Below are 21,805 nucleotides of genomic sequence, written 5' to 3'. Positions count from 1 at the left end.
CGGTTCGATCAGCGTCGTGGAGACTGTAAAATCAGAACATACACAGAACAAAATGAGTATTCACAGCCTGTGGACGGGTTCTAACGCCTTGATTTCAACGGAATGGTTAATGAGCATCCCTCTCCCGATTGGAGAGGGCTTGAGCCTCCAAGAGCGTAGCGATTGGCAAGGCGAAAGGGTGAGGGTTCGCGGCTGAAGTCGGCCGAAGGCCGTGGCTGAGCGTCAACACGACGGCTTACGCCGACTGACTGGACAAGCCCCTCACCCTTTCGCGCAAGAACGATCGCTGACGCTCTCGTGCGCTCAAGCCCTCTCCCGCCGGGAGAGGGTCAGTTGTTCCTGAAATAAACACCAGACGGCCTGTAAGCCGGGTTCTGTTCCGCCCGAAAGCGGCGACGATCATTCCTCTGGGCCGCCCATTGCTGGACGGCTCTCGCGACCTACCCGGACGCCTGGGGCGGTGAGCCCTGCGGAGCGAGCCCCGCGCGACGTCCCTATTTGGTCTTGCTCCAGGCGGGGCTTGCCATGCCGTCGACGTTGCCGCCGACGCGGTGGGCTCTTACCCCACCCTTTCACCCTTCCCTGAGCCGAAGCCCAGGCGGTTTGCTTTCTGTGGCGCTATCCCTCGGGTCACCCCGGGCGGGCGTTACCCGCCGCCTTTTCACCGTGGAGCCCGGACTTTCCTCGACAGGAGCAAGCCCCCGCCGCGACCGCCCGGCCGTCTGGCGAGCGCTAGATGCGCGCGAATGGGCGGAAGGTCAATGCGGATGAACAGCCCCTCTCCCGATGGGAGAGGGTCATGTTTTTAATCCAGCACGCCGGTGACGCTCTCGACCGAAGCCAGCTGGAGCAATCCCACCAGTCGCGCTCGCGTCTCGCCGTCGGCGATCCCATCGACGCGATCGGGCCGCCAGTGGCGCTGGAAGGCCTCGACCGTCAGGCGGGTTTCCTCGTCATAGGCCCCGCCCGGCTGCACCCCATAGCCCAGTCGGTGCAGGCCCGAGCGCAGGACGATGACGCCCAGCCCTTCGTCGCCGGGCGACAGGGGCGCGCCCAGGGCGCCGATGCGTTCCGGCGCCGGGTCGAACCACAGGCCGTGTCCCGCCTCCGCCAGACGCTTCCACGGGAACAGCTCGCCGGGATCCTGCTTGCGCTCGGGCGCCAGGTCGGAATGGGCGATGATGCGGGCGTCGGGGATGGACCAGCGGGTGCGGATGTCGCCGACCAGGGCGATCACCGCCTCGATCTGCGGCTCGGGGAAGGGGCGATAGCCGAACTCATGGCCCGGATTGACGATCTCGATGCCGATGGAGGCGGCGTTGACGTCGGTCTCGCCCTGCCAGGCGCCGCGCCCGGCGTGCCAGGCCCGGCGCTCCTCCGGCACCAGACGCAGGATGGAGCCGTCCTCGTCGACGACATAGTGGGCCGATACCTTGGCCTCTGAGTCGCGCAGACGCGCGATCGCCTCCTCGGCGGTCTCCATGCCGGTGTAGTGCAGCACCAGAATGTCCGGCGGGCCGCGCCGGGCGTCGAAGTTCGGGGACGGCGCGTCGGTGAAGGCGATCATGAGGGGCCGATCAGCGCCCTTCCTTTTCCCAGCCGTAGGCCACCCAGGTGTCGCCGACCTTCTTGGCGTCGATGACGCCGTCGTCGCGACGACGGCGGGCACTCATGGTGCGGCGGGCGCGCAGGGCGAAACCGGCGAAGAAAACCAGCACTCCGCCGACGACGGCGATCATGGCCACGGCGGCGGCGGTGAAGACGGCCAGCAGGGCGCCGACCGTCACGGCCAGTGCGGTGGCGATCAGGCCCGCGACCCAGACGAAGGGCGCCAGCAGGCCGGAACCGGGCCGACGGCGCGCGTTGAAGCCCAGCTGGCCCATCGGGTCGGAGTTGATCATGAACTCAAAGCCTCTCTCAGCGTCCTGATGAACGCCTGAAGCGCAATGTCGGTCCATCGACCTGAACGGTCAATGCACTGCGACATCACGCGCCAGTCACATTTGTTGTCCCGGTCAAGCCTCAGAAGGCCGGCTGATCCGCCAGGACCACCGCGCCGCGGCTGCGCATGCGATCGGCCTCGACGCGGGTCAGCACGGCCTGGGCGGCGGGATCGCCCATCACCTGACCGACCTTGACCATGGCCTCGGCGGCCTGACCCGAGGCGCCGAAGGCGGTCGCCAGGGCCTCCCACGGCGTCTGCGGTTGCGGGAAGCGCTTGAAGCGGACCGTCTCGGACGACGGGATTTTGGCCAGCTGACGCGCCTTGGCGACAGCCTCTTCCAGACCGCCCAGCTGGTCGACCAGACCCAGGCCGTGCGCCTGAGCGCCGGTCCAGACACGGCCCTTGGCGATCTCACGCACGCGCTCGACCGGCATCTTGCGGCCCTTGGCCACACGGGCCACGAACTCTTCGTAGATGCGGTCCATCGAGGCGGCGAAGGCGGCGCGCTGCCCCTGATCGAAGCTCTGCGTCGTGGAGAAGGCGTCGGCGTAGTCGCCGCCGACCGACAGGCCGCGCATGTCGACGCCGAAGCGGCCCAGGGCGTCGGCCAGGACGAACTTGCCGCCGAAGACGCCGATCGAGCCGGTCAGGGTCGAGGGTTGGGCCACGATCCAGTCGGCTTCCGAACTGATCCAGTAGCCGCCGGACGCGGCGTAGGCGCCCATCGACACCACCACCGGCTTGCCCGCCGCCTTGGCCGCACGCACGGCGGCCAGAACCTGTTCAGACGCTTCCGGAGAACCGCCCGGCGAGGAGACGCGGAAGACGATGGCCTTCACGTCCTTGTCCTCGATGGCCTCATAGATGGCCTTGGCCGTGTCGTCCGAGCGGATGCTGGTCCCGCCGCCGAAGGGCGAGTCGTTGTCGCCGCGGCCGGTCATGATGGCGCCCTCGCCGCCCACGATGGCGATGGCCGACTTGGCCGAGCCGGAGCCTGAGGTGTTACGCGTTCCCTTCAGCGAGGCGTATTCGCCGAATTTGACGATCTTGGCGTTCTTGCCCGCCTTGGTCTTGGCGGCGGCCTCGGCTTCTTCGACCTGGCCGATCTTGTCGACCAGCTTCAGCGACAGGGCCTGCTCCGCCGGATAGGGGCCGGCCTCGATCACGGCCTTCAGGGCCTCGGGCGTGGTCTTGCGGTCGCGGGCGATATTGGCGATGGCGCTGTCGTAGATGGAGCCCATCCAGGCGACCATGGCCTCGCGGTGCGGAGCGGTGAAGTCGCTCTGCGTGAATTCGTTGACGGCGTTCTTGTACTCATACCGCTGCTCGAAGTCGGCCTTGACGCCGTACTTCTGGAAGGCGCGGCCCAGGAAGACGCTGTCGACAGCCAGACCCGTCGCCTGGAAGTTCGCCGTGTTCTGCAGCCACAGCTGATCCGCGCTGGCGGCGACCATATAGCTGGACGTCACGGCGCCGATCGGCGCAAAGCCCTGGCTGTGAGCGATCACCGTCTTGCCCGAGGCGCGGAAGCGAGCGATCGCCTGGCGCACTTCGTCGGCCGAGGCGGGCGTCATCCCGACTTCAGGCGCGCGCACCAGCAACACCTTGACGTTGTCGTCGGCCGCCGCCTGAGCCAGCACGTCCACGACCTGAACCACCGACAGGCTGGAGCCGCCGAAGGACGCAAAGGGATTGACCGGCGTCTGATCCGTCAGGCCGCTGCGCAGATCCAGCTCCAGCACCGTATGGGCGGGCGTGGTCGGCTTGGAGGCCCCGGCCGCCATGGCGAAGAAGATCAGCGCCACCACGGGCAGAACGACGAAGAAGGCCACAAGCCCGGCGAAGACGCCCAGCATGGTGAGGAAGAACTGCTTCATGGAAAGGCGGACGTCCAGGATCGCGGCCAGAGGCGGCCAAGCGTGAGGATAGAGGCCGAGCCCGGCGCGTCAAATGAACGGACGGTAATAAACTCATGAAAAAGGGGCCCGCCGTCGCCGGCGAGCCCCCTCCTTCATCGCAAGGTCGCGATCAGCGGCCGATGTCGTAGGTTCCGCTGATATCGATGCGAACCGTCAGCTCGCCCGCTGAAACCGGGGTCGAGGCGCCGCCCGCGTCCATGGCGACGCGGGCGTACATGACCTCAGGACGCGGCTGCGGCGCATAGCCCCCGCCCTCGGTCAGGGAACGCACCGGCCCCAGGTCGACGCCCAGGGCCTGGGCGTACAGGCGCGCCTTGTCCTGCAGGGCGCGCACGGCCAGCACGCGGGCCTGGTCCTCGGCCGCCTTCGGATCCTTCAGGCCGAAGCTGATGCCGTCGATCTGATTGACGCCTGCCGTGACCACGGCGTCAGCGGTCGTCCCGACCTTGCTCAGGTCGTTGATCGTCACCGTGACGCGGTTCGCGGCCTGATAGCCGCGCAAGCGGGGCGGTTCGTTCTGCTGATAGTCGTATTGGGCCGACAGGTTCAGCCCCGAGGTCTGAATGTCGCGCTCGGCGATCCCGGCGCGGCGCAGGGCGGCGACGACGCGGGTCATCTGCTGGGCGTTCTGGGCCATGGCCTCCTGAGCCGTCGGGGCCTCGGTCACCACGCCGAAGTTGATCGTGGCCTGATCCGGCGCGACCTTGACCTCGCCATAGGCCGACAGGTTCAGGGCGGGTTGTTGAGCCATGGCGTGCACCTGCATGGGGGAAGCGCCGCCGGGCTGGGATTGGGCGCCAGAAGCGGCAGACGCGACGGCCGGCGCCGCCAAGGTCATCAGGGCCGTGCCCAGCATCAGGGCGCGTGCGGTGCGGGTCATTACGAGGTCTCCGTCGAATTCATTTGGGCGGGCGTGTTCGCCAGCCACGGCCTAACTTGACCGTTTCAAGCTGAACGAACGCAAAAGACCCCTGTGCAGGTTCCGTTCATCGGCGTGAAAAGCGTGACAGGTCCAAGGCGGCTTTGCAGCCGACGCCCCGCCTGCTAGGCACCCCTTGCTGTGCTTCGGGGGCCCGTAGCTCAATGGTTAGAGCCGACCGCTCATAACGGTCTGGTTGGGGGTTCGAGTCCCTCCGGGCCTACCAAATCCGAACGCCTTCATCTCCATACAAGGACGCGTCATGACCGCCCTTCTCCTCGCCGCCCTTCTGGCCTCCGTTTCCCCGGAGCCCGCCTTCGAGGCTCTGGAGCCGCTTCCGGCATCCGCTCAGGGCGAGGCCATCCCGGCCTGCACCGTCGATCGCCGCTGGTGCGCCCTGATCGAGACGGACGAGACCCAGGAGCGCCAGGTGCTGCGCGTCTATGACGGCCTGCCCGGCGGCCGGGCGCCCGTGGCCTCACACCTCATCGAGAGCGAGAACTCGGAAGGCTTCTGGAGACCGAGCGCCATCTTGCGTCGCGCGGAAAGCGACGACGTCATCCTCGGCGCCGACATGGAGCTGCAGGCCATGTATTCGGGCGGCGGGGGCATGTCGTCCTATCGGACGCTGGTGCGGTTCACGCCGGGCGCGGCGCCGCAGGAGATGCTGACCGTTCCCATGTTCGGGTCGCTGATGATCCGCGCCTGCTTCGGCGAAGAGGACATGAAGCAACGCGCCGGCGCCTGCCACGACGAATATGAGTTCGCCGCCGAGCTGAAGGCCGAGGGCGACGCCTTCCCGCCGCGCCTGACCTACGCCTCCACCGCGACCACCTTCCCCGGCCGGGTGTCGCGCAATGAGGACTCCCTCGCTAAGCCGCCGCTGAAGCCGAAGGATCTGGTCAAGGTCGTCGACGCCAAATGCTCCGTGCACCGCGTCTTCACTTTCGATCCGGCGGCGAACGCCTATGTTCCCGACGCGCCCCTGCCTGACTGCGGCGACTATACCGTTCCCTAGATTGCGTTGAGCCCCACCTGATGTCCTACGTCGCCCGTGACGACCGCCCCGCCGACAAGGCTGAACGCTACGCCGAGGTCGAGGCCGAGATCCTGGCCGTTCTGGACGGCGAACCGAACCTGACGGCGCGCATGGCGACGGTCGCGTCGATGCTGGCGGACGCCTTCCCCGTCTTCTTCTGGACCGGCTTCTACGTCGTGGACGCGGCCAAGGGCGATGAACTGGTCGTCGGTCCGTATCAGGGCACGCTGGGCTGCCTGCGCATTCCGTTCGGGCGCGGCGTCTGCGGCGCGGCGGCCAGGACGCGCGAAACCCAGGTGGTCGAGGACGTCCACGCCTTCCCCGGCCACATCGCCTGCGACAGCCGCTCGGCCAGCGAGATCGTGGTTCCGGTGCTGGACGCGGCGGGCGGGTTGATCGCCGTGCTGGACGTGGACGCGACCGAGACGGCCGCCTTCGACGCTGTGGATGCGGCGGCGCTGGAACGGCTGATGGCCAAGGTGTTCGGCGCCTGATGCGGATCGGCGTCGACTTCGGCGGCACCAAGATCGAGGCGGCGGCGCTGGATGCGTCCGGGGCCTTCGCCGCGCGAATCCGCGAGCCGAATCCCGGAACCTATGACGCCGCCCTCAACCTCGTCGCCGACCTGATCGCGCGAGTCGAGGCCGAGGCCGGACCGGCGCGATCGATCGGCCTGGCCATTCCCGGCTCGCCCTCGCCGCGCACCGGGCTGATCCGCAACGCCAACTCCACCTATCTGAACGACCGCCCTCTGGCCGACGATCTGCAGGCTGCGCTGAACCGCCCAGTGCGGCTGGCCAACGACGCCAACTGCCTGGCCCTGTCCGAGGCCGCCGACGGCGCAGGCGCGAGCGCCGCCAGCCTGTTCGGCGTTATCCTGGGCACCGGCTGCGGCGGCGGGCTGGTCATCGACGGCAAGCTGGTCGAGGGGGCGCACGCCGTCGCCGCCGAGATCGGCCACATCTCCCTGCCGTGGCCCTCGGCGGAGGAGGCGCCCGGCCCCGCCTGCTGGTGCGGCCTGAGCGGCTGTCTCGAGACCTGGATTTCCGGCACGGGCTTCCAGCGCGATCATGAAGCCGCGGCCGGGCGGGCATGGACGGCGCAGGCGATCGTGGACGCGGCGCGTGCAGGCGACGCCCAGGCCGCTGCGGCGCTGGACCGCTACATCGACCGGCTGGGACGAGGCCTGGCCATGATCGTCAACCTGACCGACCCGGAGGTCTTCGTGCTGGGCGGCGGCATGTCGAACGTGGTCGAGCTTTACGACCGCCTGCCTGACATCGTGGCGCGCTACGTCTTCTCCGACAGCTGGGAGGGGCGGATCGTTCCGGCCAGATGGGGCGATTCCTCGGGCGTGCGCGGCGCCGCGCGGCTGTGGGACGCCTGATCGCCGATTGATCCCGCGACGCGCGACGCTATGGTCCGCGCCGAACCATTCAGGAGCGAGACGATGGGCGAACGGGTTGCAGCAATCACCGGCGGGCACGGCGCCCTGGGGCGGGCCGTGGTCGAGGCCGCGCAGGCCGCCGGCTGGACCGTCGCCGTCATCGATCACGCCAGCGGCCACGTCGTCCCTGACGGCGTGCTGGAGGTCGGCGGCGTCGACCTGACCGACGCGGCCCAGGCCAAGGCCGCGATTGAGGCCGTGGTCGCCCGCTTCGGCCGTCTGGACGCCCTGCTGAACATCGCCGGCGGCTTCGTCTGGAGCCCGGTGGAGGGCGACGGCGACGAATTCGACCGGATGCACGCCCTCAACGTCAAGACGACGCTGAACGCCAGCCGCGCCGCCCTGCCCCATCTGAAGGCCTCAGCCGAGGGCCGCATCGTCAACGTCGGCGCCAACGGCGCGATCAAGGCCGGGCACGGCATGGGCGCCTACGCCGCCTCCAAGGCCGGGGTCCACCGCCTGACCGAGGCGCTGGCCGAAGAACTGAAGTCGACCTCGGTGACGGTCAACGCCGTCCTGCCCTCCATCATCGACACGGCGACCAACCGCGCCGACATGCCCGACGCCGATCCGGCCAAATGGGTCGCGCCCGCCGATCTGGCCGCCGTCATCCTGTTCCTGGCCTCGCCCGAGGCGCGGGCCGTGACGGGCGCCCTGATCCCCGTCACGGGCAAGATCTGATGCGCGCGCGCAGCGTCCTCTACCTGCCCGCCTCGAACGCTCGAGCGATCGAGAAGGCGCGCACCCTGCCGTGCGACGTGGCGGTGCTGGATCTGGAGGACGCCGTCGCGCCCGAAATGAAGACTGAGGCTCGCGCGGCCGCCGTCGCGGCGACTCAAGAAGGCGGCTTCGGCCCGCGCCTGGGCGTGCGGATCAACGGTCTGGACACGCCGTGGGGCGCCGACGACCTGAAGGCCTTGCGCGCGGCGCCGGTCGAACTGATCGTCGCGCCCAAGGTCGAGAGCGCGGCCATGGTTCACGCCCTGTCGGCGGCGCTGCGTCCCGGCGTAGACCTGTGGGCAATGATCGAGACGCCGCGCGCCCTTGTGGACCTGCGCGACATCGCCGGGGCGGACGGGGCCCTGAGCGGCCTGATGCTTGGCGTCAACGACCTGGCCAAGGATATGAAGACCGGCGCCGCGCCCGACCGGGAGCCGCTGAAGCCGTGGCTGGCGGCGATCGTGGCCCACGCCCGCGCCAACGGCCTGAGCGTCATCGACGGCGTGTTCAACCGCATCAAGGACGAGACGGGCTTCGCGGCGGAGTGTGTGCAAGGCAGGCTGTATGGTTTCGACGGCAAGAGCCTGATCCATCCGTCGCAAATTGAGGGGGCGAACGCGGCGTTCGGCCCGTCGCCCGACGAGATCGAATGGGCGCGCAAGATCGTCGCCGCCTTCGCCGCGCCCGAAGCCGCCGGTCTGGGCGTCATCCGCGTCGAGGGCGAGATGGTGGAGGGGCTGCATCTGCAACAGGCGCAGGATTTGCTGGCGGCGCTGTAATCCCTTCTCCCCTTGTGGGAGAAGGTGGCGGCCGAAGGCCGACGGATGAGGGGTTTCACCGTCGGTTGAGAGACCCCTCATCCGACCTCGCTCCGCTCGCCCACCTTCTCCCACAAGGGGAGAAGGAAGCATGGGGTGGCGCCCTGACTCTACAAACCGTAGACACCATCCCATGACCGCACCGCTTCCGCCCTCGTCGAAAACCCGCGCCTGGGTCTGTGCGCCGGGGGTGTTGAAGGTGCCGTTCCTCTCCGCCTTCCTGCCCGATTACGACCTGTCCGCCCTGCCGGGATCGTCGATCGAGGCCGTCCTCGGCTGGGGCATGAAGCCGACGGCAGAGGCGGGCCGACGCTGGGCGGCGAAGCACGACAAACCCTACATCGCGCTGGAGGACGGCTTCCTGCGCTCGGTCGGCATCGGCGAGAGCGGAGCGACCAGCCTCAGCCTGATCGTCGACGATCTGGGCGTCTATTACGACGCCACCCGACCCAGTCGGCTGGAGCATCTGATCCAGACCGCGCCCGACTGGTGCGACGCCGCTATGAAGGCCCGCGCGCGGGGCCTGATCGACCGCATCGTCGCCTCCGGCCTGTCCAAGACCAATATGGGCGGGCCGCTGGACGCAAGCCTGCTCAAGCCCGGCCGCCGGGTGCTGATCGTGGACCAGACCTTCGGCGACGCCTCCATCGGCTATGGACTGGCGACCGAGGCCAGCTTCTCCGACATGCTGGCGACAGCCCGACGGGACGAGCCGGACGCCCAGCTGATCGTCAAGCGCCACCCCGCCGTGGCCGCAGGGCGCAAGCAGGGCTGCATCCCGGCGGATCAGCTTCAGGGCGTCACCCTGATCGACACGGACGTGCGGCCCGCCGATCTGCTGGCGGCGGTGGATGCGGTCTATGTCGTGACATCGGCGCTGGGGTTCGAGGCCCTGTTGCGCGGCCTGCCGGTGCGCTGCTTCGGCGCGCCCTTCTATTCAGGCTGGGGGCTGACGACCGATGCGGTGCAGACCGGACGGCGCGGCGCAGCGCGCGATCTGGAGCAGATCGCGGCGGCAGCCCTGATCGCCTACACCCGCTATGTCGATCCCGTCACCGGCCAGCGGTGCGAGGCTGGACAGGCGCTGGAACGGCTGATCGCCCTGCGCGACCGGGCCGACCGGCTGGCGGGGGACTGGGCGGCCGTCGGCTTCGCCCCGGCCAAGCGGCCGCCGGTGCGCCGTCTGCTGAACTCGCCCAAGGGCCGCGTCCGCTATTTCTGGCGCTCCCCCGCCGCCGTCGCCCATGCGCGGGCGACGGGCGGCAAGCTGATCTGGTGGGCCGGCAAGGAGACGCCGCAGATCCGCGCCGCCGCCGACGTCTTCGAGGGGCCGGTCGTGCGGATGGAGGACGGCTTCATCCGCTCGCGCGGCCTGGGCTCCGACTTCTTCGGCGCCCTGTCGGTCGCTCTGGACGATCAGGGCGTCTACTACGACCCGACCCGGCCCAGCCGTCTGGAAAGCCTGATCGAGGCGGGCGAACCCTCGCCGGATCAGGCCGCGCGCGCCGAGGCGCTTCGTGTTCGGGTGGTCGAGGCGGGCCTGTCGAAATACAATCTAAAGGGCGCGGGCGTCCCGGCCCACTGGCCGACCGACAAGCCCATCCTGCTGGTCGTGGGTCAGGTCGAGAACGACCGCTCGATCATGATGGGCTGCGGGCCGGACCTGCGCACCAACTCCGGCCTGGTGAAGGCGGCGCGGGCGGATCATCCCGACGCCTTCCTGATCTATCGCAACCACCCGGACGTGACGGCGGGCAACCGGCCCGGCCTGCTGGACCATGCGGCGATGGAGGAGGTCGACGCCTCGGCCGACGATCTGGACATCGTGGACTGCCTGAACGCCTGCGACCGGCTGGCCACCCTGACCTCCCTGACCGGGTTCGAGGCCCTGATGCGGGGCAAGCCGGTCAGCGTCTACGGCCGCCCCTTCTATGCCGGATGGGGTCTGACCGACGACCGGCTGGCGTTTGAGCGCCGCACCCGTCGCGCCAGCCTGCAAAGCATCATCCACGCCGCCCTGATCGGCTATCCGGTCTATGTCACGCCGGACGGCTGGCCGTGCGAGGCCGAGGATCTGGTCGAAGCCCTGATCGCCGCGCGCGACCATCCCCTGCCCGCCCCGCCGCGCGGCCGCATCAATCGCTGGTGGCGCGGCATAAAGGCCAGTCTCGACCGCAGCCCTCCCCCGGCCTATTGAGGACGTTCGTCATCGCAACGGACTGAGTCCGGCCCGCGAGGCGCCCGAACTTCGCCGCGAGGCGCCGACATAAGGCTTGTCGAGCGCCGGGGACTCCATGTTCCCTCATGCAGCGAGGCGCCGCGCGCCGAGCGTCAGGGAACTACACAGTGCAAAAAGCCGTCATCTCCGCCACCGGCCTGTTCACCCCGGAACAGTCGATCTCGAACGAGGAACTGGTCGGCGCCTACAACGCCTGGGCCGAAGACTGGAACGCCGCCAACGCCGAGGCCATCGCCGCCGGAGAGATCGAGGCCAAGACGCCTTCGTCCGAAGCCTTCATCGAGAAGGCCTCGGGCATCAAGGCGCGCTATGTCATGGACAAGTCGGGCGTCCTCGACCCCGAGCGGATGCTGCCCAGCCTGCCCGCGCGCGGCGACGACGAACTGTCCATCCTGGCCGAAATGGCGGTGAAGGCCGCTGAGGACGCCATCAGGGCCTGGGGCAAGCCGGTCAGCGAGATCGGCGCCGTCATCTGCGCCGCGTCGAACATGCAGCGCCCCTACCCCGCCATGGCCATCGAAGTGCAGCAAGCTCTGGGGATCGAGGGCTTCGCCTTCGACATGAACGTGGCGTGCAGTTCCGCCACCTTCGGCATCAAGACGGCGGCGGACTTCGTGGCCTCCGGCTCGGTCAAGGCCGTGCTGATGGTGAACCCGGAAATCTGCTCGGCGCACCTGAACTTCAAGGATCGCGACAGCCACTTCATCTTCGGCGACGTCGCCACCGCCGTCATCATCGAGGCCGAGGATCAGGCCGGACCGGGCGGCTGGGACATTCTGGGCACCAAGCTGCAGACCAGCTTCTCAAACAACATCCGCAACAATTTCGGCTTCCTGAACCGCGCCGCCCTGCCGACCGACGGGCATGAGCCGGTCTCGTCCGACGGCCTGACCGACAAGATGTTCGTCCAGCAGGGCCGCAAGGTCTTCAAGGAGGTGGTGCCGATGGTGTCGACCATGATCCTGGATCACGCCGCCGAGCTGAACCTGGACACGCACGGGCTGAAGCGCCTGTGGCTGCACCAGGCCAACATCAACATGAACACCCTGATCGGCAAGAAGGTGCTGGGTCGCGAGCCCGAGCCGAGCGAGAACGTCATCATCCTGGACGACTACGCCAACACCTCTTCGGCCGGGTCGATCATCGCCTTCCACCTGCACAACGACGGCTTCGCGCCGGGCGAGACGGGCCTGATCTGCAGCTTCGGCGCAGGCTATTCTGCGGGCACGGTTTTTGTGCAAAAGCGCCCCTGATCGCCCTGATCAGGAATCAATATTTCCGGCGCCGCTTGCACTGTTCGGAAATTTTTGCAAACCGTAACGCGTCGAGAAGCAGGGGGGACGGCGCCCGAATGACTCAGACAGCTTCGCCTTGGGCTGAAAAACTCAGTGATCCGCTGGCGCACGATGTGGCCACGGTGTTGCAACGCATGGGCGGTTCGGCCCATCAGGATATGGTGATCAATTGCGTCGCGGCGCTGAAACGCCAACGCGGCGAGTCGGTGACTCAAGACCTCAAAATGAAGATCATCGAGGTGTTCGAACGCTATCGCGACTTCTTCATCCGCCCCTTCGGCGAGGGGTCGCTGCGCTGGGCCCTGGCGCCGGGCGTCGCCTGACCGCCTAAAAAATCGACCAACGAAAAAGGCCCGCTCCGACTGGAGCGGGCCTTCGTCATTTCAGACCATCCGCGCTTAGAAGCGTCGGATGTAGCTGACCGAATAGGCGTCAGCCTCGCCGCGATCGTCGCGGAAGTCGCGGCGGGTCCAGTCGGCGCGGACGCCGTTGACGCCGTCCAGGTAGTAGTTGGCGCCGACGCCGTAGTTCCAGCTGTCGCCGCCGACCTTGCTCTCAGAGCCGGCCAGCTCCTGCTTCAGCTCCGTGTGGCCGTAGCCGCCGCGGGCGAACAGCTCCAGCTTGTCGCCGACGGGATACTTGCCGACGACATAGCCGGCCGCGTCCCACTCGTGCTTGATCTGACCGTCGACGCCGGCGACGGTGATGTCCTTGTCCTTGACCCCCACGCCGACCTCGGTCTCCACGGCCAGGTAGCGGTTCAGGTTGACGCCCAGGCGGCCGGATACGGCGCCGGTCTGGGCCGTATCGCCTTCCATGTGCGTGTAACCCAGCGAACCATAGCCACGCGGCTCAGGGTTCGATTGAGCAAACGCCGGAGCGGCGAGAACAGACATAGCGGCGGCGGCGAGAAGAACGTTACGCATTATTTCATACTCCTTAGATGATGTGACTTCTGTGATCACATGCCCCATCCAACGAATCTTAAATGGTTGCGTCGCCACACTCGTTCCATAGGCGAAGCGACCAAACACGACATGAGTTACGCAAAAGACACACACGCCGTTACCTAAATGACGCAAAAGAAGGGCGCGCTCCGCCGGGAAGCGCGCCCAACCGATCCGCCGGGAATCGGATCAGAAACGACGGACGTAGTTGACCGAGTAGACGTCCACTTCGCCGCCGTCGTCGGTGAAGTCGCGACGGGTCCAGTCGCCGCGCAGGCCGTTCTGGCCGTCGAAGTAGTAGTTGGCGCCGACGCCGTAGTTCCAGCTTTCGCCGTCGGCCTTGCGCTCGACGCCGGCCAGTTCGGCCTTCATCTGCGTGGTGCCGTAGCCGCCGCGTGCGAACAGTTCGAAGTTCGGCGTGACCGGCAGGGTCCCGACCGCATAGGCGGCCAGATCATAGTCGTGCTCGATCTTGCCCTTAGCGCCGGCGATGGTGAAGTCGTCGTCCTTCACCCCGATCGAGCCTTCGCCCTCGACGCCGAAATAGGGGTTGAACTTGGCGCCCAGACGGCCGGTGACGGCGCCCAGGTTCCCATCCGAATGGTCCAGCTGCGAATAGCCGAGCGTGCCATAGTAGGTGGGGCCGCCCGGCTGCACGACCTGGGCCGCGGCCGGCAGGGCGAATACAGAAAGGGCGGCGGCGGCGAGAATAACGTTACGCATGAGCTTCAATCACTCCTTATTGTGATGAACAGGCCGGGCCTGACCACCTTGCGGAGAAACAAAGCTCAAGCGCACAGCGCCGTTCCCTGTGCTTGATACAGCAGTCTATGACTGTGCGAACAGAAGCACACACCGCGTTCCGCCAAGGATGACTATTTTGCGACATGAAAAAGGCGAGCGTTTATTCTCCCTCCCCTTCATGGGGAGGGTGGCTGAGCCCGCAGGGCGAAGCCGGGTGGGGGCGGTAAGGCAAATCAAGCGCTGAGGTCGAGACCTGGATCACCCGGCCCTCCCCACCCGGTCGCTTCGCGACCACCCTCCCCATGAAGGGGAGGGAGAGGCGTCCGTAGCCTCAGCGGTCCTTTTCACGCTCCTCGCCCGAGCGCGCGCTCAGCGCGGCCTGCGCCGCCGCCAGCCGGGCGATCGGCACCCGGTAGGGCGAGCAGGAAACGTAGTCGAGGCCGACCGTCTCGCAGAAGGCGATCGACGACGGGTCGCCGCCGTGTTCGCCGCAGATGCCCATCTTCATGCCGGGCTTGACCGAACGGCCCCGCTCCTCGGCGATGCGGATCAGGTCGCCCACGCCGTTCTGGTCCAGACGGACGAAGGGGTCTGTTTCGAAGATGCCCTTGTCCAGATAGGCCTGCAGGAAGTGGCCGGAATCGTCGCGGCTGATGCCGAAGGTCGTCTGCGTCAGGTCATTGGTGCCGAAGCTGAAGAACTCGGCGTGCTCGGCCAGATCGGCGGCGCGCAGGGCGGCGCGGGGCAGCTCGACCATGGTGCCGACGAGGTAGTCCACGCTGTCCCCGGCGTCCGCGAAGACGGCTTTGGCCGTGCGGTCGGTCAGTTCGCGCAGATACTTCATCTCCAGACCCAGGGCGACCAGCGGATGCATGATCTCCGGGATCGGGGCGACGCCCGAGGACGCCTTCACCTGCAGCGCCGCCTCCAAGATGGCGCGGACCTGCATCTCGTAGATTTCCGGATAGGCCACGCCCAGACGGCAGCCGCGGTGGCCCAGCATGGGGTTGGTCTCATGCAGTTCGCGGGCGCGGCGCTTCAGCTTGGCGGCGTCCAGGCCTTGCGTGGCGGCCAGGGCGTCGATGTCGGCGTCAGTGTGCGGGATGAACTCATGCAGCGGCGGGTCCAGCAGACGCACGGTGACGGGGAGCCCGCTCATGATGGTGAACAGCTCGACGAAGTCGGCCTTCTGGAACGGGGCGATCTTGGCCAGGGCCACGCGGCGGCCCGCCTCGTCGTCGGCCAGGATCATCTCGCGCACGGCGGCGATGCGGGCCTCGTCGAAGAACATGTGCTCGGTGCGCGACAGGCCGATGCCCTCGGCGCCGAAGCCGCGCGCGGTGCGGGCGTCCAGCGGGGTCTCGGCGTTGGCGCGGACCTTGAGGCGACGAATGCCGTCGGCCCAGCCCATCAGGGTCTGGAAGTCGCCCGTCAGCTCCGGCTCGATCATGGCCACGGCGCCGTCCAGCACCTCGCCCTTGCCGCCGTCGATGGTGATGACCTCGCCCGCCTTGAAGGTGCGGCCGCGCGCAGTGAAGGTTCCGGCCTTCTCATTGATCGAGATCTCGCCCGCGCCCGAGACACAGGGGCGCCCCATGCCGCGCGCCACGACCGCTGCGTGGCTGGTCATGCCGCCGCGCGCCGTGACGATGCCGCGCGCCGCGTGCATGCCGTGAATGTCTTCCGGCGAGGTCTCGTCGCGGACCAGGATGACGGCGTCGCCGTTCTGGCCCAGACGCTCGGCTTCGTCGGCGTCGAAGACGATCTTGCCGGTCGCCGCGCCCGGCGAGGCGGGCAGGCCCGCCGCGACGACAGTACGCGCCGCCTTGGGGTCCAGCGTCGGGTGCAGCAATTGGTCCAGCGCCGCCGGTTCGACGCGGCTGACGGCCTCATCCTGAGAGATGACGCCTTCGGAGGCCAGATCAACGGCGATCTTCAGCGCCGACTTGGCCGTGCGCTTGCCGTTGCGGGTCTGCAGCATCCACAAGCGGCCCTGCTCGACCGTGAACTCGATGTCCTGCATGTCGCGGTAGTGGCTTTCCAGCCGCCCCACCACGTCCACGAACTGGGTGAAGACCTCGGGCATCGCCTCTTCCATCGACAGCGCCGTCTCGCCCATCTCCTCGCGGCCCGCCTTGGTCAGGGACTGCGGCGTGCGGATGCCCGCCACCACGTCCTCGCCCTGGGCGTTGATCAGGAACTCGCCGTACAGCTTGTTCTCGCCGGTCGAGGGGTTGCGGGTGAAGGCGACGCCCGTGGCCGAGGTCTCGCCCATGTTGCCGAACACCATCGACTGGACGTTGACGGCCGTGCCCCAGCTTTCGGGGATGTCGTGCATGCGGCGATAGAATTTCGCCCGGTCGTTCATCCAGCTTTCGAACACGGCGCCGACGGCGCCCCACAGCTGGGCCTGCGGATCCTGCGGGAAGGGCTTGCCCAGTTCGCGCTCGACCAGGGCCTTGTAGTCCGCGACCACCTTCTCCCAGTTCTCGGCGGTCAGTTCGGTGTCGACCGAGACGCCCAGACGATCCTTGTGGTCGTCCAGCACCTCTTCGAAATAGTCGTGGCCCAGACCCAGCACCACGTTGGAGTACATGGTGATGAAGCGGCGATAGGAATCGAAGGCGAAGCGACGGTCGCCCGACAGCTTGGCCAGACCCTCGACCGTCTCATCGTTCAGGCCCAGGTTCAGGACGGTGTCCATCATGCCCGGCATGGAGGCGCGGGCGCCCGAGCGCACCGACACCAGCAGGGGGTTGGCGGCGTCGCCGAAGGTCTTGCCCACCACGCCCTCGACGTGGGCCAGGGCGGCCTTGACCTGATCGGTCAGGTCGGACGGATAGGTTTCCTGATTGGCGTAATACCAGGTGCAGACCTCGGTGGTGATGGTGAAGCCGGGCGGCACCGGCAGGCCGAGGGACGACATCTCGGCCAGGTTCGCGCCCTTGCCGCCGAGAAGGTTCTTCATCGACGCGTCGCCATCGGCGGAGCCGCCGCCGAAGCCATACACCCACTTGGTCATTTCGTAGTTCCTGAACCGTGGTCTCGCGAGACTGAGTCCCGCCTTATGCGGGGTTTCACTAGCGCGCTGCACCTGCGAAGGCGAGGCCGTAGGCGTAACAATCCGTGAGAGGATGTATCCGCTCGCCATCGTCTTCAGCCCCAAACCATGGAGCGGACAAAGGAAAACGCCCGCCGGTTTCCCGACGGGCGTTTGCATTCGTTCAATCCTGAGTGGAGGCTCAGGCCGGATCCGTTCAGGCGGCGACGGTGATCGCGCCTTCGGCCGGGTCGCGCAGGACATAGCCGCGGCCCCAGACGGTCTCGATGTAGTGCTTGCCGCCGGCGGCCGTCGCCAGCTTCTTGCGCAGCTTGCAGATGAAGACGTCGATGATCTTCAGTTCCGGCTCGTCCATGCCGCCGTACAGGTGGTTCAGGAACATTTCCTTGGTCAGGGTCGTGCCCTTGCGCAGGGAGAGCAGCTCCAGCATCTGATATTCCTTGCCGGTCAGATGCACGCGGTGGCCGTTCACTTCGACGGTCTTGGCGTCCAGGTTCACCGCGATCTCGCCGGTATGAATGATGGCCTGGGCGTGGCCCTTGGAGCGGCGGACCACGGCGTGGGTGCGCGCGATCAGCTCGTCCTTGTGGAAGGGCTTGGTCAGATAGTCGTCGGCGCCGCCGCCGAAGGTCTTGACCTTGGTGTCGATCTCATGGCTGCCCGAGAGGATCATCACCGGCGTATTGATCTTGCCGTTGCGCAGCTGGCGCAGAACCTCAAGCCCGCTCATGTCCGGCAGGTTCAGGTCCAGCAGAATGAGGTCGTAGTCATAGATCTTGCCCAGATCGATGCCTTCCTCACCCAGGTCGGTCGTATAGACGTTAAAGCCTTCCGACTTGAGCATCAGCTCAATGCTTTGGGCTGTCGCGTGGTCGTCTTCGATCAGCAGGACGCGCATTCTTGCCCCTCCAGGCAAAACTTGGGATAGCCGCGCGGGAGCGGCGGCCAGGTAACCTTGTTCCAACGTTAACGGGCCAAAACCTTAAGAAGGGTTAACGCATCCCGATATGAAACGCCTAAGGTGATTTGCGAATCGCCGTCCAGAGTCCTGAGTCAAGGATTCGTTAATTTATTTGGCGCCGCCCCCTCATTCCCCTGTTGACGTCTGGCGCGTCTTCCACAGGGGACGTGCACAACCGCCCCCGCCGATGCCGGACCCCGCCTGGGGAAGCGACCGTTTCTGACGCTTGATAGGATAACATTCCTACCTCGGTCGCCGAACGCACTCATAATGGCGACATCCACAGGAATGGCGGGAGGAAGCGCAGATCATGGAACCCTATCGCGTGCCGGTGACGGAGGGCGACCGCATCCGGGCGGACGCGGCCCTGTCGCTGGCGGCCCTGGCGCTGGGCGTGCCCGTCGCCGAAATGACCCGGCGCGAGCGGGTGCGGCCTCGGGCCTGTCGGGCGCGCTGGTCGGCCATGTATGTGGCGCACGTCTCCTATGGCTGGCCGCTGGAGCGGGTGGCCCACGCCTTCGGCCTGAACCGGGCGACGGCCGGCGCCGCCTGCCGCTGGGCCGAGGATGAGCGCGATCGGCCTGATTACGATGTCCTGATGGACGGGCTGGAGGGGGCGCTGCGCGCGGTGATGGAGCTGCCCCTGGTCGATCTGGCGCCCGAGATCGGAGCCCGCCGATGAGCCGCCAACTGGAACGCGCCCGCAGCCTGCTGCAACGCCCCGGCGCCTGGCTGGATCAGGCGAACGGCGCCTATCCCTTACGCCTCGGCGGCGACCGGCGCAGCCGGGTGGTGCTGACCCTGGACGAGGCCGTCTTCCGCGCCGTGATCGAGCAGCCGGGCCTGCGCCTGCGCGAAGGCGGCGGCTGGCTGCCTCGCGCGGCCAACGACCATGCTCCCGCCTCGGCCCCGCCCGGCCGCCCCGGCGTCATCGAGGGCGAGCGCGCGGTGATGGAGGGCGACGGCCGCCTGACGATGCGCCGCGCCAATCTGGGCGAGAGCCCGATCCTGTGGCTGGCCCGGCGCAAGGATCAGTCGGGCCGTCCGTGGCTGACGCCGGCCGAGGTGGCGGCGGGCGAGCGCCTGCGCGCCGAGGCCGAGATCGCGGCGGCCGGTCCGTCTCTGACCATGCGCTGGGACGCCTTGCCGACCTCGCGTTCGGGCGGCGGAGGCGTGCGGATCGAGCCGGGCGACCGCGCCCTGTCGGCCTCGGCGCGGGTGCAGGCGGCGCTGGACGCCTGCGGCCCGCGCCTGCGCGCCATGGTCGAACAGGTCTGCATCCACGGCACGTCGCTGCAACTGGCGGAACAGGCCCTGTCCCTGCGCCGCCGACAGGGCAAGACCCTGCTGAAACAGGGTTTGCAGGCTCTGGCCGAGCACTACGGCCTCGCATGACGGCGCGCCGCCGTCATGCGGGACGCACAATCAAAGATTACTGATCTACGATTACTTAAGCATGGCCGTTCTACCCAAGGGCGATCCTCCCGGTCGCAGTGAGTAGACTCCCCATGACGTTCCTCCGCCCCGCCTCGCTTCTTCTCGGACTGGCGGGCCTCGCCGTCGCCGGGTCCGCCAGCGCCCAGACCGGCGTCAAGGCCGGCGCCGACGACCAGTGGCGCGTCACCGTCAGCCCCTATGTCTGGGCGACTTCGCTGGACGGCAATGTCACCCTGGCCGGGCACAAGGCGCCGGTGGACGTGTCCGCCTCGGACGCCTTCGACCAGCTGGAGAGCGTCGTCATGGGCGACGTCGAGGTGCGCAAGGGCCGCTGGGGCGCCTTCGTCGACTATCAGTACGCCAAGACCCATGAGGGCGTGTCCCTGATAGGCGTTCCGGCCGAGTTGGGCACCCGCTCGACCACCGTCTCGGGCGGGGTGCTGTTCCGCCTGATCGACGATCCCGTCGGCGGCCGCACCGCCTTCGGCGACGCGCGCAGCTTCCGTGTCGAGCCGCTGATCGGCGCCCGCTGGAGCAAGCTGCGGGCGGAGTTGAACACGCCGCTGGGCGCCACGCAGAAGGGCGCCGAATGGACCGACCTGCTGCTGGGCCTGCGGGTCGAGAGCGACGTGTCCGAACGCTGGACCCTGCGGACCCAGGTCGACGCCGGCGGCCTAGGCGATGACGACCGTCACAGCCTGGCCTGGCAGGCGCTGGCCTCATACCGCACGCCGCTGGCGGGCGGCGCCGTCTCGGTCAACGCCGGCTATCGGATGCTGCACCAGAACTATGAGCAGGACGATTTCACCGGCCAGCGCTTCGACTGGAAGGTGACTCGCCACGGCCCGGTGCTGGGCCTGTCGCTGACCTACTGATCCTCCCTCCCCCGATGATCCGCTCACCTCAGGAGACGACATGCGTAATGGAATGAAGAAGGGCGTCGCCGCCCTGGCCGCCGCCTTCATGCTGGCCGTTCCGGCGGCCGAGGCCTGCACCCGCCTTGTCTATCACGGCCACGACGGCGCGGTGATCACCGCCCGGTCGATGGACTGGAAGGACGAGATCATGACCAACCTCTGGATCTTCCCGCGCGGCATGGCGCGGGACGGGTCTGGCGGTCCCAACTCCCTGACCTGGACGTCCAAATACGGCAGCGTCATCGCCAGCGGCTATGACATCTCGACCGTCGACGGCGTGAACGAGATGGGCCTGGTCGCCAACGTCCTGTGGCTGGTGGAGTCGGAATACCCGACGTATGACCCGAACAAGCCCGCCCTCAGCATCGCCGCCTGGGCGCAATACGCCCTCGACAACTACGCCACCGTGGCCGAGGCGGTCGAAGGCCTGCGCGACGAGCCGTTCGTTCTGGTCAGCGACAATGTGCCGGGGCAGGAACGCCTGACCACCCTGCACCTGTCCCTGTCGGACAGCAGCGGCGACAGCGCCATCTTCGAATACATCGACGGCAAGCTGGTGATCCACCACAGCCGCGACTACCAGGTGATGACCAACTCGCCGACCTTCGATCAGCAGTTGGCGCTGAACACCTATTGGCAGGGCATCGGCGGCACGGTCATGCTGCCGGGCACCAACCGAGCGGCCGACCGCTATGCGCGCGCCTCCTTCTACGCCAACGCCATTCCCAAGTTCGAAGACCAGAACATGGCCGTGGCCAGCGTGTTCAGCGTGATCCGCAACGTCTCGGTGCCGTTCGGCATTTCGACGCCGGACCAGCCGAACATCTCCTCGACGCGCTGGCGCACGGTCGTGGATCACAAGCGTCAGCTGTACTTCTTCGAGTCGGCCCTGACGCCGAACACCTTCTGGGTGGACCTGAAGAAGATCGACTTCTCTGCGCGCGCCCCGGTCAAGCGGCTGGAGCTGGGCGAGAACCAGATCAACACCCACGCGGGCGACGCCACCGCCAAGTTCAGCAACGCGCGAGCCTTCCCCTTCCTCGGCCCGCAACAGTAGGCCGCGACAAGGCGGTCGGGGCTCAGAAAATCCCGACCGCCGCCTCGGCCCAGATCACCAACACGGCCAGGACCACCGCCCCGGCCAGCGCCAGCCGCACCAACGGCGTCCGCGCCTTCCACAGCAGCAGCTCCAGCAGCAGGCCCGCCCCGATCAGCAGGACGGCGGCGAACAGGAAGTCCTGCGCGTCCCAGGCGACCTCGGAGGTGAACTGCATGGCCGCCAGCGGCGTCAGCAGGATCAGCCCGACCGCGCTCCAGCCGGCCGTTCGGATCGGATTGAAGAAGGAAGGCGCGCGTTTCGTCAGGACCGGCATCGGACCGCTCCGCACAGGATAGAA

Annotated in this window: 22 protein-coding genes, 1 tRNA gene and 1 other RNA gene; 14 read left to right on the top strand and 10 right to left on the bottom strand. The window is 67.6% G+C overall.

Annotated features, from left to right (window positions below):
- Positions 1 to 196 (top strand): hypothetical protein (locus BJP32_RS17670; protein ID WP_233126789.1); only part of this gene is annotated, 196 nt, incomplete at its 5' end.
- Between the two features lie 151 nt (positions 197 to 347).
- Here BJP32_RS17670 and rnpB read toward each other — a convergent pair.
- From rnpB to BJP32_RS09255, 5 genes are all read right to left on the bottom strand, one after another.
- Positions 348 to 726, bottom strand: an RNA gene (gene rnpB / locus BJP32_RS09275) — RNase P RNA component class A.
- Between the two features lie 79 nt (positions 727 to 805).
- The gene (locus BJP32_RS09270) at positions 806 to 1,567 is read right to left on the bottom strand and encodes an N-acetylmuramoyl-L-alanine amidase (RefSeq protein WP_003165841.1); all 762 of its coding nucleotides are present in this window, start codon (positions 1,565 to 1,567) and stop codon (positions 806 to 808) included.
- A 10-nt stretch (positions 1,568 to 1,577) separates the two neighbouring features.
- Positions 1,578 to 1,901, bottom strand: coding sequence for a hypothetical protein (locus BJP32_RS09265; RefSeq protein WP_040345987.1), 324 nt, complete (start codon positions 1,899 to 1,901; stop codon positions 1,578 to 1,580).
- Positions 1,902 to 2,022: 121 nt separating this feature from the next.
- The gene (sppA, locus tag BJP32_RS09260) at positions 2,023 to 3,822 is read right to left on the bottom strand and encodes a signal peptide peptidase SppA (RefSeq protein WP_040345990.1); all 1,800 of its coding nucleotides are present in this window, start codon (positions 3,820 to 3,822) and stop codon (positions 2,023 to 2,025) included.
- Positions 3,823 to 3,973: 151 nt separating this feature from the next.
- Positions 3,974 to 4,744 (bottom strand): SIMPL domain-containing protein, encoded by a 771-nt coding sequence (locus BJP32_RS09255; protein WP_076223754.1) that lies wholly within the window; start codon positions 4,742 to 4,744, stop codon positions 3,974 to 3,976.
- 189 nt (positions 4,745 to 4,933) lie between these two features.
- Between BJP32_RS09255 and BJP32_RS09250 the strand changes: the two genes are divergently transcribed.
- The 9 genes from BJP32_RS09250 to BJP32_RS09210 all read left to right on the top strand — a co-directional run bounded on the left by BJP32_RS09250 (position 4,934) and on the right by BJP32_RS09210 (position 12,664).
- Positions 4,934 to 5,009: transfer RNA gene (locus tag BJP32_RS09250), tRNA-Ile, on the top strand.
- A 36-nt stretch (positions 5,010 to 5,045) separates the two neighbouring features.
- Complete coding sequence (locus BJP32_RS09245) at positions 5,046 to 5,801, top strand: hypothetical protein (RefSeq protein ID WP_076223753.1); 756 nt, start codon at positions 5,046 to 5,048, stop codon at positions 5,799 to 5,801.
- Between the two features lie 20 nt (positions 5,802 to 5,821).
- A complete protein-coding gene (locus tag BJP32_RS09240; RefSeq protein WP_040346014.1) occupies positions 5,822 to 6,316 on the top strand; it encodes a GAF domain-containing protein in 495 nt (164 codons plus the stop codon).
- Positions 6,313 to 7,209: an ROK family protein gene (locus BJP32_RS09235; RefSeq protein WP_040346019.1), complete on the top strand. Its 897-nt coding sequence runs from the start codon at positions 6,313 to 6,315 to the stop codon at positions 7,207 to 7,209. Before BJP32_RS09240 ends, BJP32_RS09235 begins: the two co-directional genes overlap by 4 nt.
- A gap of 63 nt (positions 7,210 to 7,272) precedes the next feature.
- Positions 7,273 to 7,950, top strand: coding sequence for an SDR family NAD(P)-dependent oxidoreductase (locus tag BJP32_RS09230; RefSeq protein WP_076223751.1), 678 nt, complete (start codon positions 7,273 to 7,275; stop codon positions 7,948 to 7,950).
- Positions 7,950 to 8,768: a CoA ester lyase gene (locus tag BJP32_RS09225; RefSeq protein ID WP_076223750.1), complete on the top strand. Its 819-nt coding sequence runs from the start codon at positions 7,950 to 7,952 to the stop codon at positions 8,766 to 8,768. The genes BJP32_RS09230 and BJP32_RS09225 overlap by 1 nt, the downstream gene beginning before the upstream one ends.
- 172 nt (positions 8,769 to 8,940) lie before the next feature.
- Positions 8,941 to 11,004 carry a capsular polysaccharide biosynthesis protein gene (locus tag BJP32_RS09220; RefSeq protein ID WP_233126788.1) on the top strand — a complete coding sequence of 688 codons (2,064 nt, stop codon included), beginning with the start codon at positions 8,941 to 8,943 and terminating at the stop codon, positions 11,002 to 11,004.
- 149 nt (positions 11,005 to 11,153) lie between these two features.
- Entirely contained in the window at positions 11,154 to 12,299 is a 1,146-nt protein-coding gene (locus BJP32_RS09215; RefSeq protein WP_046653144.1) for a beta-ketoacyl-ACP synthase III, read from the top strand.
- A 98-nt stretch (positions 12,300 to 12,397) separates the two neighbouring features.
- Entirely contained in the window at positions 12,398 to 12,664 is a 267-nt protein-coding gene (locus BJP32_RS09210; protein ID WP_003165854.1) for a hypothetical protein, read from the top strand.
- A 75-nt stretch (positions 12,665 to 12,739) separates the two neighbouring features.
- Here the strand turns inward: BJP32_RS09210 and BJP32_RS09205 are convergent, their stop codons facing one another.
- From BJP32_RS09205 to ctrA, 4 genes are all read right to left on the bottom strand, one after another.
- Positions 12,740 to 13,267 (bottom strand): porin family protein, encoded by a 528-nt coding sequence (locus BJP32_RS09205; RefSeq protein ID WP_046653142.1) that lies wholly within the window; start codon positions 13,265 to 13,267, stop codon positions 12,740 to 12,742.
- A gap of 210 nt (positions 13,268 to 13,477) precedes the next feature.
- Positions 13,478 to 14,011, bottom strand: coding sequence for a porin family protein (locus tag BJP32_RS09200; protein WP_003165856.1), 534 nt, complete (start codon positions 14,009 to 14,011; stop codon positions 13,478 to 13,480).
- 352 nt (positions 14,012 to 14,363) lie between these two features.
- Entirely contained in the window at positions 14,364 to 17,054 is a 2,691-nt protein-coding gene (gene ppdK, locus BJP32_RS09195; RefSeq protein ID WP_076223746.1) for a pyruvate, phosphate dikinase, read from the bottom strand.
- Between the two features lie 235 nt (positions 17,055 to 17,289).
- The gene (gene ctrA, locus BJP32_RS09190) at positions 17,290 to 17,991 is read right to left on the bottom strand and encodes a response regulator transcription factor CtrA (RefSeq protein WP_003165857.1); all 702 of its coding nucleotides are present in this window, start codon (positions 17,989 to 17,991) and stop codon (positions 17,290 to 17,292) included.
- Positions 17,992 to 18,364: 373 nt separating this feature from the next.
- Here ctrA and BJP32_RS09185 point away from each other — a divergent pair, with 373 nt between their 5' ends.
- From BJP32_RS09185 to BJP32_RS09170, 4 genes are all read left to right on the top strand, one after another.
- A complete protein-coding gene (locus BJP32_RS09185) occupies positions 18,365 to 18,736 on the top strand; it encodes a chromosomal replication initiator DnaA (protein WP_076223745.1) in 372 nt (123 codons plus the stop codon).
- A complete protein-coding gene (locus tag BJP32_RS09180) occupies positions 18,733 to 19,449 on the top strand; it encodes a DUF6456 domain-containing protein (protein WP_076223743.1) in 717 nt (238 codons plus the stop codon). The genes BJP32_RS09185 and BJP32_RS09180 overlap by 4 nt, the downstream gene beginning before the upstream one ends.
- Positions 19,450 to 19,562: 113 nt before the next feature.
- On the top strand, positions 19,563 to 20,366 hold the full coding sequence (locus BJP32_RS09175) for a hypothetical protein (protein ID WP_076223741.1): 804 nt from the start codon (positions 19,563 to 19,565) through the stop codon (positions 20,364 to 20,366).
- A gap of 40 nt (positions 20,367 to 20,406) precedes the next feature.
- Entirely contained in the window at positions 20,407 to 21,465 is a 1,059-nt protein-coding gene (locus BJP32_RS09170) for a linear amide C-N hydrolase (RefSeq protein WP_076223740.1), read from the top strand.
- Positions 21,466 to 21,487: 22 nt separating this feature from the next.
- Here the strand turns inward: BJP32_RS09170 and BJP32_RS09165 are convergent, their stop codons facing one another.
- Entirely contained in the window at positions 21,488 to 21,781 is a 294-nt protein-coding gene (locus tag BJP32_RS09165; RefSeq protein WP_003165862.1) for a hypothetical protein, read from the bottom strand.
- Positions 21,782 to 21,805: the final 24 nt, after the last annotated feature.

The organism is Brevundimonas sp. ZS04, from assembly GCF_001956865.1.
Classification (GTDB): domain Bacteria; phylum Pseudomonadota; class Alphaproteobacteria; order Caulobacterales; family Caulobacteraceae; genus Brevundimonas; species Brevundimonas diminuta.
Note: the sequence above shows the minus strand (reverse complement) of the source record. Positions and strands in the feature narration are given on the sequence as shown.

Coding starts and splice junctions, on each gene's coding strand:
- BJP32_RS09165 (WP_003165862.1), bottom strand. CDS start 21,781: ATGCCGGTCCTGACGAAACGCGCGCCTTCCTTCTTCAATCCGATCCGA.
- BJP32_RS09265 (WP_040345987.1), bottom strand. CDS start 1,901: ATGATCAACTCCGACCCGATGGGCCAGCTGGGCTTCAACGCGCGCCGT.
- BJP32_RS09205 (WP_046653142.1), bottom strand. CDS start 13,267: ATGCGTAACGTTCTTCTCGCCGCCGCCGCTATGTCTGTTCTCGCCGCT.
- ppdK (WP_076223746.1), bottom strand. CDS start 17,054: ATGACCAAGTGGGTGTATGGCTTCGGCGGCGGCTCCGCCGATGGCGAC.
- BJP32_RS09210 (WP_003165854.1), top strand. CDS start 12,398: ATGACTCAGACAGCTTCGCCTTGGGCTGAAAAACTCAGTGATCCGCTG.
- BJP32_RS09230 (WP_076223751.1), top strand. CDS start 7,273: ATGGGCGAACGGGTTGCAGCAATCACCGGCGGGCACGGCGCCCTGGGG.
- BJP32_RS09175 (WP_076223741.1), top strand. CDS start 19,563: ATGACGTTCCTCCGCCCCGCCTCGCTTCTTCTCGGACTGGCGGGCCTC.
- BJP32_RS09245 (WP_076223753.1), top strand. CDS start 5,046: ATGACCGCCCTTCTCCTCGCCGCCCTTCTGGCCTCCGTTTCCCCGGAG.
- ctrA (WP_003165857.1), bottom strand. CDS start 17,991: ATGCGCGTCCTGCTGATCGAAGACGACCACGCGACAGCCCAAAGCATT.
- BJP32_RS09200 (WP_003165856.1), bottom strand. CDS start 14,011: ATGCGTAACGTTATTCTCGCCGCCGCCGCCCTTTCTGTATTCGCCCTG.
- BJP32_RS09225 (WP_076223750.1), top strand. CDS start 7,950: ATGCGCGCGCGCAGCGTCCTCTACCTGCCCGCCTCGAACGCTCGAGCG.
- BJP32_RS09270 (WP_003165841.1), bottom strand. CDS start 1,567: ATGATCGCCTTCACCGACGCGCCGTCCCCGAACTTCGACGCCCGGCGC.
- sppA (WP_040345990.1), bottom strand. CDS start 3,822: ATGAAGCAGTTCTTCCTCACCATGCTGGGCGTCTTCGCCGGGCTTGTG.
- BJP32_RS09255 (WP_076223754.1), bottom strand. CDS start 4,744: ATGACCCGCACCGCACGCGCCCTGATGCTGGGCACGGCCCTGATGACC.
- BJP32_RS09220 (WP_233126788.1), top strand. CDS start 8,941: ATGACCGCACCGCTTCCGCCCTCGTCGAAAACCCGCGCCTGGGTCTGT.
- BJP32_RS09240 (WP_040346014.1), top strand. CDS start 5,822: ATGTCCTACGTCGCCCGTGACGACCGCCCCGCCGACAAGGCTGAACGC.
- BJP32_RS09185 (WP_076223745.1), top strand. CDS start 18,365: ATGGAACCCTATCGCGTGCCGGTGACGGAGGGCGACCGCATCCGGGCG.
- BJP32_RS09170 (WP_076223740.1), top strand. CDS start 20,407: ATGCGTAATGGAATGAAGAAGGGCGTCGCCGCCCTGGCCGCCGCCTTC.
- BJP32_RS09180 (WP_076223743.1), top strand. CDS start 18,733: ATGAGCCGCCAACTGGAACGCGCCCGCAGCCTGCTGCAACGCCCCGGC.